Source organism: Bacteroides sp. Marseille-P3684 (assembly GCF_900291465.1).
Classification (GTDB): Bacteria; Bacteroidota; Bacteroidia; order Bacteroidales; family Bacteroidaceae; genus Phocaeicola_A.
Genome location: NZ_LT985808.1, coordinates 500,843 through 513,435, shown reverse-complemented (window position 1 = coordinate 513,435; position 12,593 = coordinate 500,843). Strand labels below are relative to the sequence as shown.

General features: G+C 54.4%; 9 protein-coding genes. 4 read left to right on the top strand and 5 right to left on the bottom strand.

Features of this window, described 5'->3' with window-relative positions; all coding sequences use genetic code 11:
• Window positions 1–45: 45 nt before the first annotated feature.
• Window positions 46–1,473, bottom strand: a complete 1,428-nt coding sequence (lepB, locus tag C8275_RS02040; RefSeq protein ID WP_106483887.1) for a signal peptidase I — start codon at window positions 1,471–1,473, stop codon at window positions 46–48.
• Window positions 1,474–1,479: 6 nt separating this feature from the next.
• Complete coding sequence (dapB, locus tag C8275_RS02035; protein WP_106483886.1) at window positions 1,480–2,235, bottom strand: 4-hydroxy-tetrahydrodipicolinate reductase; 756 nt, start codon at window positions 2,233–2,235, stop codon at window positions 1,480–1,482.
• Between the two features lie 140 nt (window positions 2,236–2,375).
• Between dapB and C8275_RS02030 the strand changes: the two genes are divergently transcribed.
• Window positions 2,376–3,638 carry a DUF2851 family protein gene (locus C8275_RS02030; RefSeq protein ID WP_106483885.1) on the top strand — a complete coding sequence of 421 codons (1,263 nt, stop codon included), beginning with the start codon at window positions 2,376–2,378 and terminating at the stop codon, window positions 3,636–3,638.
• Between the two features lie 3 nt (window positions 3,639–3,641).
• Here the strand turns inward: C8275_RS02030 and C8275_RS02025 are convergent, their stop codons facing one another.
• The 3 genes from C8275_RS02025 to C8275_RS02015 form a co-directional block, all read right to left on the bottom strand.
• Entirely contained in the window at window positions 3,642–4,628 is a 987-nt protein-coding gene (locus C8275_RS02025) for a type II toxin-antitoxin system antitoxin SocA domain-containing protein (RefSeq protein ID WP_106483884.1), read from the bottom strand.
• Window positions 4,625–4,978 carry a toxin gene (locus tag C8275_RS02020; protein WP_106483883.1) on the bottom strand — a complete coding sequence of 118 codons (354 nt, stop codon included), beginning with the start codon at window positions 4,976–4,978 and terminating at the stop codon, window positions 4,625–4,627. The genes C8275_RS02025 and C8275_RS02020 overlap by 4 nt, the downstream gene beginning before the upstream one ends.
• Window positions 4,979–5,675: 697 nt before the next feature.
• Window positions 5,676–6,242, bottom strand: coding sequence for a sigma-70 family RNA polymerase sigma factor (locus C8275_RS02015; RefSeq protein ID WP_022384949.1), 567 nt, complete (start codon window positions 6,240–6,242; stop codon window positions 5,676–5,678).
• Window positions 6,243–6,403: 161 nt separating this feature from the next.
• On the opposite strand from C8275_RS02015, the gene C8275_RS02010 reads away from it, so the two are divergent.
• Genes C8275_RS02010 through C8275_RS02000 form a run of 3 tightly spaced genes read left to right on the top strand, consistent with a single transcriptional unit; the run spans window position 6,404 to window position 12,582 of the window.
• The gene (locus C8275_RS02010) at window positions 6,404–7,552 is read left to right on the top strand and encodes a FecR family protein (RefSeq protein WP_106483882.1); all 1,149 of its coding nucleotides are present in this window, start codon (window positions 6,404–6,406) and stop codon (window positions 7,550–7,552) included.
• Between the two features lie 12 nt (window positions 7,553–7,564).
• Window positions 7,565–11,035, top strand: coding sequence for a SusC/RagA family TonB-linked outer membrane protein (locus C8275_RS02005; protein WP_106483881.1), 3,471 nt, complete (start codon window positions 7,565–7,567; stop codon window positions 11,033–11,035).
• Window positions 11,036–11,055: 20 nt separating this feature from the next.
• Window positions 11,056–12,582, top strand: coding sequence for a RagB/SusD family nutrient uptake outer membrane protein (locus C8275_RS02000; RefSeq protein ID WP_199881840.1), 1,527 nt, complete (start codon window positions 11,056–11,058; stop codon window positions 12,580–12,582).
• Window positions 12,583–12,593 lie beyond the last annotated feature (11 nt).

Genomic DNA, 12,593 nt, shown 5'->3' with positions numbered 1-12,593 from the left:
CGGCGCCGGGAGAAGTGTCCCTCACACCTGCCCGTTCCAATGAGTTTACTTGATGTTGTCCACCATCTTGAAGAGGCGGTTCCAGCGTATCTTGCCGTCAAACCAGTCGCGGTCCTTGTCGAGCGAGAGCCACACCACGATGGGCTTGCCCACGATGTGGTCTTCGGGGACGAAGCCCCAGTAGCGCGAGTCGGCGGAGTTGTGGCGGTTGTCGCCCATCATCCAGTAGTAGTCCATCTTGAAGGTGTAGGAGTCGGTCTGCTGTCCGTTGATGTAGAACTTGCCGTCTCGCACTTCGAAGTCATTGCCTTCATACACCCGGATGGGACGTTCGTAGATGAGGTAGTTGTCCGCTGTCAGACGGATGCTCTCCCCTTTCTTCGGAATCCACACCGGGCCGTAGTTGTCCGCGGTCCAGTCCTTGTGCATGTTGAGCGGATAGAGCCAGTCCCCCTGTCCGGGCTGCACGTAGTTGATGCTCTTCACCAGACGGGTGTTCGCCTTCAGTGCGTTGTATGCTTTCTGTGTCAGTGGAAGCGTGTAGGAGGTGTTGCGCAGGTAGGGGTCGGCAGCGTCCTCCTCGCTGATGCCCAGCTCGTGGCGCAGCTCCATCGGGATGGGTTGCGTGGTCTCCACGTGGTAGACGTACTGCACTTCGTCCGGTTCCTTGTTGGGCTGTCCGTCGAGGTAGACGATGTGGTCCTTGATCTGGAGCGTCTGTCCCGGCAGTCCGACACAACGCTTCACGTAGTTCTCGCGCCGGTCAACGGGGCGGGCTACCACGTCACCATAGTAGGCGGGGTCGTTGGCGATGGCTTCACGTCCGAGGTGGTAGAGGAAGCCGTACACCTCCTGCTGTTGGGTGCGGCTGATGCTGTCGAGGTTGGGAAGGGTGATGTTGCTCTGCTGGCACGTCAGTTCACCGATTTGGTAGCAGAGGCTGTAGAAGTCGGTGTTCTGCATGTTCAGTGCCACGGTGTCACCCGACGGGTAGTTGAACACCACGATGTCGTTGAGCTTCACGTGTCCGAATCCCTTCACGCGACGGTAGTCCCACTGCGGCCACTCGATGTACGACTTGCAGTTGAACACGGGGAGCGTATGCTGCGTCAGCGGCATGGAGAGCGGCGTCTGCGGAACACGGGGACCGTAGCTCAGCTTGCTCACGAAGAGGTAGTCCCCCACGAGCAGCGACTTCTCCAGCGAGGACGAAGGGATGGCATAGTTCTGGAAAGCGTAGATATTGACGAAGTAGACCGCCACGAGGGCGAACACGATGGCGTCGACCCAGCTCATCACCGTCCGGACGGTGGTGCTTTTCGACTTCTTCCACCACGTCCACTTGATTTTCTTGCTGATGTAGATGTCATAGATGAACGGCACCACGATGAGTCCCCACCAGCTCTTCACCCAGAGCAGGAAGAGCAGGTAAAGCACGGTCACGAGGGCGAATTTGATCCATTGTCGTTTCATAGGCGCTTAGAATTTGAAGAGGTCATCCATACCGAGGAATCCCTCGTGGGTGGCTGTATATTCGGCGGCAAGCACGGCACCCAGAGCGAAGCCCCTGCGGTTCTTTGCATCGTGGGTGATGGTGATGCTGTCGGCTTCCGACTCATAGCGGATGGTGTGGATGCCCGGCACCTCGCCTTCGCGGATGGAGCTGACGGGCAGTTCCTCGGGGCGGCAGTCGGTTGTTCCACTGACGGAACCGTCGGGAGCGGTGAGCGTGCCTTTCACCCAGGAGGTCTTGCGGTGCAGGTTCTCCAGGATGCCTTCGGCGAGGGTGATGGCTGTGCCGCTCGGTGCGTCGAGCTTGTGGATGTGGTGTGTCTCGGTCATGCTCACCTCGTAGTTGGGGAAGTTGTCCATGATGCGTGCCAGGTACTTGTTCACGGCAGAGAAGATGGCCACGCCCAGGCTGAAGTTCGACGACCAGAAGAGCGTCCGTCCCTCTTCACGGCAGAGGCGGCGCATCTCGTCGGCGTGTGCATCCATCCAGCCCGTGCTGCCCGACACGACCTTTACTCCGGCAGCGAATGCCTTCATGCAGTTTCCGTAGGCAGCCTGAGGTGCGGTGAACTCAATGGCTACGTCGGCCGAGCGGAAAGCTTCCGACTCGAAGTCCTGCGGGTTGTTCACGTCGATGACGGACACAATCTCGTGTCCGCGGTCCCGGGCAATCTGCTCAATGGTCTTGCCCATCTTTCCGTATCCTATCAGTGCTATTTTCATTTGATTGTGTAAGTTTGTACGTTTTAAGTGTTGTGGGTTTGTGAGCTTCCTTGTCGGCTCATTCACAAATATTTCTGCAAATATAAGCGTTTTGTCGGCGATACTTTGTAGTTTTGTCTCATTATATAACCTCAATTAACATGGAAGAGTTGCTGCATTATGCGTGGAAACACAAGATTTTCCCGCTCCACGAGTTGCGCACCCGTGAAGGAGAGACGGTCGAGGTCATTGACCCCGGACTGAAGAACCCCGATGCCGGTCCTGATTTTTTCAATGCCAAGCTCCGTATCGGTACGACACTGTGGGTGGGAAATGTGGAGATACACGACCGCTCTTCCGACTGGGTCCGTCACGGACACGACACCGACCCTGCCTATGCTTCCGTCGTGCTCCATGTCGCTGCCGAACTGGATGCCGACGTCATCGACTGCCACGGGCGGCACGTCCCGCAACTCCTTCTCCCCTACCCTGTCAGCCTTGCCGAACGGTATGACGGGTTGCAGCATGCCGACCGCTATCCGCCCTGTCACTCCATCATCTCCACCCTGCCCGCCCTCACGGTGCACAGCTGGATGACGGCGCTTCAGTATGAACGTCTGGAGGCCAAGGCACAGCGTGTGGCGGACTGCGTGGAGTCTTGTGACCACCGTTGGGACGATGCCCTCTTCGTCACGTTGGCACGCAACTTCGGTTTCGGTCTCAACAGCGACGTCTTCGAGCGTTGGGGACGGTCAGTCCCCCTGCGTGCGCTCGACAAGCACCGCGACGACCTTTTCCAGCTCGAAGCCCTCTTCTTCGGTCAGGCAGGATTGCTCGAAGAGGAACTGTGTGACCCCTACTACGAGCGTCTGCAACACGAGTACCTCTACCTGGCACATAAGTTCGAGCTGCGCCGCATGGAGTCAGCCTCCTGGCGTTTCCTCCGTACCCGTCCCGTGAACTTTCCTCATGTCCGCATCGCCCAGATGGCGTGGCTCTTCTTCCGCGAACCTTCCCTCCTCTCCCGTCTGTTGGAGGCGGAAGACACCGACGCCGTGCGCGACATCCTCACTGCCCGGACTTCGGAGTATTGGGACACGCACTACACCTTTGCGTCCGTCTCACCCCGTCGGGTGAAAAAGCTGACGCACGCCACGCAGGACCTGCTCATCATCAACACCCTCTGCCCTTTCCTCTTCGCCTACGGTTCGTACAAGGACGATGCCGTCCTCCGTCAGCGTGCCTTCGACTTTCTGGAGCAGCTCAAGCCCGAGGACAATGCCATCATCCGCAACTGGCGGTCCTGCGGCCTCTCCGTGGAGAATGCCGCCGACAGCCAGGCGCTCATCCAGCTCAAGCGGGAGTACTGCGACGCGAAGAAGTGCCTCCGTTGCCGATTCGGGTATGAGTATCTGAAGAAGTGACTTCTATAAGGCTTTGATAAAGAAGGCGTATTTGAAGTCTATCAATGACTGATTGTCGATGTTATGTATCCATGCTATTTCGTCATGGCTCTTTTTTGAGATGGATGTTGGCGTGTCATTTCTGAATGTTTCATACACTCTGTCCAGCACAGTAAGCTGCTCATCTGAAAGGCTGGCTTTGTCGAAGGAAATATCTGACATCAGTTTATTGCCGATATTGCCATTTTTGCTTTCTACTTCAATCTGGTAAACATCTTCGATCAGTCCGTATACCCGATCCCATCTGTTGGGGACGGGGCCATGTTTTATCGCCTTGAAGGAGAGCCCGGTGATAGCCTGACCGTTTTCTTTGTAAGCCAAAAAGTCGGTATAGAACAGCAGCTTGTTCATTTGTGTGACAAATACTCCTCCAAACTTTTCTATGAAATAGAGCATGACGTTTTTGAGTTTGCTGACGGAGAGCATGGCATAGCCGTTATACTTGTTACGTCCGACTCCTCCGTAGATGAGGTTATACAGGAATCCTCTTTCATAGGCAGTGTCCCGGTATTCGTCCAGTCGTCTTATGATTGCCGTAAATTCGTCTGCGGACACAGCGTCTTTGGCTGCTTCCAAAAAAGTTTTGAAAACTTCGGGCTGTTGGATGGCTTTCAGCACCCTTCCGTTGGCGATGCTGGGTATTTCTCCGTTTTCATACAAGCGGTACTGATTGTCGCCGAATCCGAGTATCCGTGACATTTTAGAGGCTGAGAGTCCGTACTGACGGCGTAAATCCTTGATTTCGTCGGGGAAAGGTATTTTATGTTCTACCCGATAAAGATTGTATACCTGCAGGGTATTTATCTGGTCCATCTGTGTCGTTGTGAAGGTCTCTTTGGTGTCCACACACTGGTAACACAGATGCGTGTATTCATATTCTTCTTTTCGGAATATGGCTTTTCTGGTTTCGGGAAGAAGAATGACATCACCTCCTGTAAATGGACTTTTCATTGTTTCTTGAATTTATAGTTTAGTTTATATTCTGCTATGTGGAAGGAAATGCAGATGGTGCATGAACCGCTCATTCCCATGGATATTTTTATATAGACTTCCTTCCCTTTGATTTCTTTTCCGAACACCCACATCGGACTGAGATTATTCAGCGTGTCTTCAACCGGTCCGTCTACATAGTCGGAACTTTGGAGTTGCATGATGATTTTTTCCCGATATTTGGGTGTGATTTCCAAGTCTAGCAGTGTCTGCATGTTCTTTCCTCTGTCATCGCGGAATATCATGCCGAACACCTTAGCTTTCTGATGGAAACTTACTAAAAATTGTTCTACGTTTTCTTGTGTCTCCATGTCTTCATCTTAGCACTTCTGCAAAAGTAACGAATCCGTTGAATAGTTCAAATATTTGGTTCTATATTTCAACGGAAATGTGGAGATTGTGTAGCCAAATACCCTCCTTCTTCCCTCCTCTCCTCTTTTACGAATATCATAACGTTGCCTTTCCTCTGCATTTGCTTGACAAAAGCGTGAAAAAGCCATATTCCTGCTAACTTGTATTTTGCGGACTCCCGACTAACCAGAGAGAAAATGCTAAATTCTACTAATGAAAAGCACGGGAAAGGTCTTGCATTTTAGAAAACTATACATTTCATTTTCGGAATATGGACAAAACGTGCCCGGAACAATATTGTTTCGCGAGCCAAACAATATAGTTTGCCGCGTCAAACAATATAGTTTCACCTGCCAAACACTATTGTTTCGTCCGCGAAAGTCAAATATTCGGGAGATGAAAGGAAAAAATTCGGAGTTTCATTCTCCAGAAGGTGAGCCGTGTCAACAAATCGGAAGGTATCATAAAGTAGGGTAGGTGAACGGCTGAATGGGAGTGAGGGTGGTAAGGAAGGCTTCCGTCTGCCACGGAGACAGCGTTTGGAGTGGATTGCTTTCAATGTGTATTTTGCGAATCGCTCGAGAATGCCTTCTTTACTCACCAACTTGTATTTTGGTGCGAGGAAGGGCACTCTCGGACGCTTCGTTTGACAATTTGTCACATGCCCCATCCTTGCGAAGCTGTCAGGATGCAGAGGAGCACGAAGAGTTCTTCGTCAGTGAGGGAACCGAGGGAGGTGCGGAGTCGGGTGTACGCATTGCGCTTGAGGGTTTTTACGGTGTTGACGGAGATGTCCATCAGGTGAGCGATTTCCGGGTTGCTCTTGCCGTCGAGAGCGAGCAGGATGATTTGACGAGACTGACGGGGGAGACTGTCTACTGCTGCACGGAGCAGGCGGAGCGTCTCCTGGTAGGTCATTTCTTCAGCCAACTGGGGGTCCTCACGGTCGGCGTGTTCTTCGAGGAGTTGCTGAGAATATTGTTCTTCCACGTTTTGATGCCGCAGCCGGCTGATACTGAGGTTGCGTGCCGTGGCGTACATGAATGAGCGTGTCTCTTCGGGAGTCGGCAGGTCGTCCCATCGTTCATAGATGCGGATAAAGGTCTCCTGGGCAATGTCACGTGCTTCGTCAGCATCGCCGGTATACACCGTAGCGAAGCGGACCACGGCATTGAAGTGGTCTGTGAAGAATCTTTTGAATGGGGCGAGTTCGTTGCTTATCATCCTGGGACTGTGCTCTTTTCTTACTATATGTGCAAAAATAAGAAACTTTTTTTAGAATTCATTCACCCACTTTACGGAGTTATGCGTTTTATTAATGAAGGCGGGATACAAGACGGCTGAAAAGTCGTCCTGCCTGTTCAACCCTTATCCATTAAAGTACGATGAAACTCTCTGACCTCATTACACGCCATTTGCTGGGCATAGCGACCGACGAGGAAGAACGCCGGTTGCAAGACTGGCTCGATGCGTCCGCTGAACACCGTGCGCAATATGCACGCCTGGTGGAGCGGCTGCGCACCGACCTGCTGGCGGAAGAGCCTGCGGATGTGCGTCGCGAATGGGCACGTTTTGAGGGAAGATTGCCGTTGCACGAGCGTCGCATGTTGGGTGTACGCCGTCTGATGAAATACGCGGCGGCAGCTGTAGTGGTCCTGGCTGTGCTGGCAGGCGGATTGTGGTATCTGTTGCCTGACGCAGGCGACGGACGGGTGGCGGAGATTGTACCCGGCAGTCAGAAAGCCATGCTTGAGACAGGGAGTGGGGAAGGGGTGGAGATATTTCCCGACGCTTCCGCTGTGGAGCAGCAGACTGACACCTGGACGGTGCGCAATGAGAAAGGTGTGTTGCGTTATGACCTGCCCACGCGTGCCGACTCCCTGCGCAGCCTTTTCCACACGCTGACGGTTCCTCGTGGAGGCGAATATGCGGTGGTCCTTGCCGACGGAACGAAGATTAACGTCAATTCCGAGTCACGCTTGCGTTATCCCGTGGTTTTTGCGCCGTCTGACAGTGTGCGCCGGGTCTATGTGAGCGGTGAAGCCTACTTCCAGGTGGCACGTAACGAGGAGATGCCCTTTGAGGTGCACACCGGGCATGGTGTGGTGAGGGTGCTTGGCACGAAGTTTAACGTACACGACTATGCCGATGAGGGTTACACCGCCGTGACCCTTACGGAGGGGGCTGTCGTTTATGTCTCCGGCGGGCAGACGTACCTGCTGAAGCCGGGAGACCAGCTGGTACACGACCATGTGTCGGGCAGGGTAGAGGAGAAGCCCGTCGATGCGCTGGCTTACTGTTCATGGATTGACGGTGTCTTCGAATTTACGGGCATGCCGTTGGACCGCATCATGAGGCAGCTCTCACGCTGGTATGACTTCAGTTACCGCTTTGAAGACCCGGAACTGGAAAAGCGGCTCTTCACCGGAATTGCCTTCCGCAATGTTCCCCTTCAGACCTTATTGAGACAGATAGAGAAAACAACCCGTATACACTTCACGATAGAAGATCGAACTATAATAATCACTAACTAAACACATCAGCTTATGAGAGAGATGAAACACTCGATGCGCAAGGCCGGAACGGCTTTGCTCTCAGCCCTTTTTGTCCTTCCCTCGCTGGCACAGTCGCCGGGGAACGTGACGTTGGAGCTTAACAAGGTGTCGCTGTTGCAGGCGTTGCAGCAGCTGAAATCGCAGACTCAGGCACGGTTTGTCTACAGCGATGAGGAGTTGCGGACGGCACCGCTCGTGACGCTTTCAGTCGACGATGCTTCGTTGGCGGCGGTTCTTGACCTGCTCTTCCGCGACCAGCCGTACACGTATGAGAAAAGTGGAAACAATGTCTACATCATCAAGCCGCTAAAGCCGTCAGGTACCCGGCAGGAAGGTGTCGGAAGGACTGTTCGTGGAAAGGTCGTTGACGGTGCCACGGGGATTCCGTTGATTGGAGCTTCGGTGCGGGACCCTTTCAGTAAACGCGGCACAATCACGGCTGCTGACGGAACATTCACCCTGAACGTGTCGCGCGAATGCCGTCATCTGTCCGTGTCATTCATGGGTTATGAGTCCGAACGGGTGGCACTGGGTGCCGGAGGGACCGTTGTGGTGACGCTCGATGAGTCGGCACATGCCCTCGACGATGTACTGGTCATCGGCTATGGTACATCAAACCGGAAGGACTTCACGGGTTCTGTAGCTACGGTCAATCCTGATGAACTTAAGAACATCCCGGCTCTGACCATCGACGACGCATTGGCAGGCAAGGCAGCCGGTGTGCAGGTGACCAAGGCAGACGGTTCTCCGGGCGGTGCCGTGCGCATCCGGGTACGTGGAGGTTCGTCGCTCAACGGAAGCGTGGACCCGCTGTACGTCATCGATGGCATTCCGACCGAGATATCCAACAACTATGTGACGTCGACCGAAATCGTCAACCCCATTGAGGCGGCAAACTATGGCGATGACTTCAACAACAGTATCTCCGGTTCGTTCATGCGCGGTCTGAACAGTCTGGCGGGACTGAACATCTCCGACATCGAGAGCATCTCCATCCTGAAGGATGCGTCCGCTACCGCCATCTATGGTTCGAAAGCCGCCAACGGCGTGGTCATCATCACCACCAAGCGCGGACGGCGCGGGATGAAGCCCCAGTTTGACTTCAACTACAGCATGAACGTCAGCACGCCGAAGAAGGAGAAGGTGCTCAACGGTGAGCAGTACATCAGCGCCCTGCGCCAGTCGTTGGAACAGTCGACGGAAAACATGCTGGCGAACATGGCATCGTCGGGGGCAGATTTCTCCAGCTACATCAGTTCGAATGCCGACCGGCTTGCCATGCTGGAGAACATCGGCAATGCCAATACCGACTGGATTGACCTGGTGACGCGTACGGGTGTATCGCACAATGTGGACTTTTCGGTGACCGGCGGCAGCCAGACTACCCGCTACTACACCTCGTTTGCCTATACCAAGCAGGAGGGAACGGTCATCAACACCGCTTTCGAGCGTTACTCCGGTAAAATCAGTCTGGACAACGACATCACCAGCCATTTCCGCATGGGTACCAACATCAGCTATGCCTACACGAAGAACAACATCACCAACGGTGTCTACAGCCAGGCTATCTCGGCACCGCCCATCCTCTCCCCGTGGAACGAGGACGGTACGTATGCCAACTATGACAAGGTGGGTGGTGTAGGAGCGACTTACATGGGTTACCAGAACCCGCTGGCAGTGGCATCGGGCACCAACCAGGCGAAGACCTATACGTTCAACGGCTCGGTGTATGCCGAACTGAGCTTCCTGAAAGACTTCAAGTTCAAGAGTACCGTCTCGGTCAACTACAACAACTATAACCAGCTGAACTACATCCCCAGCTACGTCAACATGGGCGGTTACTATGGTTCGTCCTCTTCGGAAGGCGGTCAGGGTTCGCAGGCGCAGACCATCGCTACCGACATCTTCTTTGAGAACACATTGACCTATAACAAGGCTTTCAACGAAGACCATCGTGTGGATGCCGTTCTCGGTACGTCGTGGGAGGAACAGCGCAGCAGCTACTTCTCGGCAAGCGGCAAGGGCTATCCCGACGACGACTTCCTCAACAACCTGGGTTCTGCTTCGGTAGCAGCTTCGGTCGACGGTGCCAACCCTCTGTACCAGACTTCGCTGTTGTCCTTCTACCTGCGTATGAACTATGTGTTCAAGGACCGTTACCTGCTGACCTTCACCGGGCGTAGCGACGCATCGTCGAAGTTTGCCAAGCATAACCGTGTGGGCTATTTCCCTTCCGGAGCCATCGCCTGGCGCATCTCCGAGGAACCGTTCCTCCAGGATGTTGCATGGATTGACGAGCTGAAGCTCCGTGCCAGCATCGGAAAGACCGGAACGCAGAACATCTCCGACCACATGTTCCGTACGCTTTATGCAGCCGGAGCGTATGCCGGTGTCAGCGCGCTCTATCCCGAGCAGCTGGGTAACGACGCCATCAAGTGGGAGAGTACCGTACAGAAGGACCTGGGACTGGACTTCTCCTTCTTCCAGGGACGATTGAGCGGAACACTGGCTTACTACTACAAGACGACGGACGGAGCCTTGCTGAACATCACCCCGCCGCCCAGCAGCGGATATGCCTCTATCACGAGCAACATTGCCAAGATTGAGAACGTGGGTGTGGAGTTTGAGGTCTACGGTGAGCCTGTCCGCACGAAGGACTGGACATTATCCATCAGCGCGAACATCTCGCACAACGCTTCGAAGGTCCTGAAGCTGCAAGGCGACAACTTCTCCAGTGATACCGACCGCAATGCCCTCAACCTGGGTACAACCGTCTTCCGTGAAGGCGAGTCGCTGGGCTTGCTCTGCGGACGCAAGGCTGTGGGCATCATCACCACGCAGGAGCAGTTGGACGACTACAAGTCACGCTATGCCATGTGGACTTCGTTTGCTCCGGACCTGGGCATCGGTTCGGTAGAGCTGGCGCTCGATGAGACCGGCATGTACTATGAAGACGTGATAGGCAACTGCACGCCCGACTTCTATGGCGGCTTCACCATGAACCTCAGCTACAAGAACTGGTCGTTGCTGACGGCGTTCACCTACTCCTACGGGAATGACCTCATCTATCAGAAGGATGTGACCGACATGCTGTTCAACTCCATGGCAAACCGTGGTACGAGTGTTCTGAACGCATCTACTCCCGATCACATCACCGGACGTCCGTTGAGCGTCTACAACACGACCAACTTCCTGACGAACCTGAATGTCTATGACGCTTCCTACCTGAAGCTGCAGTCGCTCTCGCTCAGCTACTCGCTGCCTTCTTCCCTCGTCAAGAAGTTCCGTATGAACAACATGTCGATTTATGCCACGGCAACCAACCTCTTCACCCTCACGTCGTATCCCGGTCCTGACCCTGCCGTGAGCGATGACCCCTACAGCGTTGCCGGAGGCGGACGCGACGTGACATCCTACCCCACGGTGCGCAGCTACTCGCTGGGATTGAGAATCAGTTTCTAACCACTTAAATTGTAATGACTATGAGATTTAAAGCTACATATTTATGGGGAATGCTGGCGGCGGCCTTGCTCTTGGGCACATCGTGCGACGACAAGCTGAGTGCCCTGCCCACGCAGTCGAAAGTTGACGGTAACCTGGTGGTGGACCAGAAGAGTGCGGAGTATGCGCTCAACGGCATCTATTACCGTTATGCCATGTGTCAGGTGGACAACTATGCCGTGGAGTCGACCGGCTGTGCCAACTACTATGAAATCTATCCTGCCAACGCCGCAGGGCTGGTGACCTATTACCAGGGCCCGTACATGTTTGAGACACACGGAGGCTCCGGTTACACGTCCTACAGTGCCTATTACTGGTCGGCATACTATCAGCAGCTGACGGCTGCCAACAGCGTCATCGACCAGGTGGGAAAGGCTGACGACAGCTGGTTCACAGGCAACCGGAAGACGGAAATCATCGCCGAGGCACGTTGCATGCGTGCACTCATCAACTATAACATCCTCCGCATGTTCGGCTATTTCTGGGATGTGGACAGCCCCTACGGCATCATCCTGCGTCTGGACCCGACGACGAGCAGTACGCTCTCTGTCCCGCGCAGCTCGGTGAGCGAGGCGTACCGTGCCATCATGGAAGACCTGGACTATGCCATCGAGAACATGGTCGAGACGAGTGCCAACCACTACACCAACCGATGGGTTGCAAAGGGACTCAAGGTGCGTGTGCTCATGATGAGGGGACAAGGCTCGGACTATGCCGATGCAGCCTCACTGGCAGAGGAAATCATTGCCCAGGGACCTTACCGGCTGGAAGAGCATACGACCGACATATTCCACGTGAAGGGACTGACCAGTGCCGAGGTGATGTTTGGCATCCAGCCTAAGGACAACCAGACCAATGTGCTCGAAGCTTACCATTATCGCGGCGAGGCACAGTTTGTCATCAGCGACAAGTTTGCTGCCTTCTTTGAGAACGACCCGCGCAAGGACGAGCTGATGAAGGTGGACACCGTGAATGTGCCTACATATAACTACATCTTTGATGATGCAGGCAACCTGACGGGGTATGAACTCGTCTATGTGAAGACGCCCATGACCTCCATCTTCAAGCACATGCCGCCCGGAGAACTCACGGCTACCACGACCGAGGAATCGCAATACCAGATGAGGTTGGGAGAGATGTACCTCCTCCGTGCCGAGGCACTTGCCCGTGAGAACCGCGTCAGTGAGGCAAAGGAGCTGCTGAAGACCGTCATGTCGAAAGCCGGAGTCACCGACTTCTCCGAGGTCGACAACGTGTCTGACGGCGATGTACATGCCTTTATGGAGGTCTATTTCAAGGAGTACATGCGCAACCTCTTCTGTGAGAGCGGACGTGAGTGGGAAATCATGATGCGTCTGCCACAGGACATCGTCGTCGGCTTCAATCCCGAGTATGCCAACACGCAGTACTCCGTCTTCCCCATCCCCGACGATGAGTTCCGGAACAACTACGCCCTGACCCGTGACGACCAGAACCCCGGTTACAGCGTGGCAGGACTGATTGACTGATTGAAACATTA

Excerpts from the sequence above, each read along its gene's own strand:
- C8275_RS02020 (WP_106483883.1), bottom strand. The coding sequence starts at position 4,978 with ATGGAGACACAAGAAAACGTAGAACAATTTTTAGTAAGTTTCCATCAG.
- dapB (WP_106483886.1), bottom strand. The coding sequence starts at position 2,235 with ATGAAAATAGCACTGATAGGATACGGAAAGATGGGCAAGACCATTGAG.
- C8275_RS02030 (WP_106483885.1), top strand. The coding sequence starts at position 2,376 with ATGGAAGAGTTGCTGCATTATGCGTGGAAACACAAGATTTTCCCGCTC.
- C8275_RS02010 (WP_106483882.1), top strand. The coding sequence starts at position 6,404 with ATGAAACTCTCTGACCTCATTACACGCCATTTGCTGGGCATAGCGACC.
- C8275_RS02000 (WP_199881840.1), top strand. The coding sequence starts at position 11,056 with ATGAGATTTAAAGCTACATATTTATGGGGAATGCTGGCGGCGGCCTTG.
- lepB (WP_106483887.1), bottom strand. The coding sequence starts at position 1,473 with ATGAAACGACAATGGATCAAATTCGCCCTCGTGACCGTGCTTTACCTG.
- C8275_RS02005 (WP_106483881.1), top strand. The coding sequence starts at position 7,565 with ATGAGAGAGATGAAACACTCGATGCGCAAGGCCGGAACGGCTTTGCTC.
- C8275_RS02025 (WP_106483884.1), bottom strand. The coding sequence starts at position 4,628 with ATGAAAAGTCCATTTACAGGAGGTGATGTCATTCTTCTTCCCGAAACC.
- C8275_RS02015 (WP_022384949.1), bottom strand. The coding sequence starts at position 6,242 with ATGATAAGCAACGAACTCGCCCCATTCAAAAGATTCTTCACAGACCAC.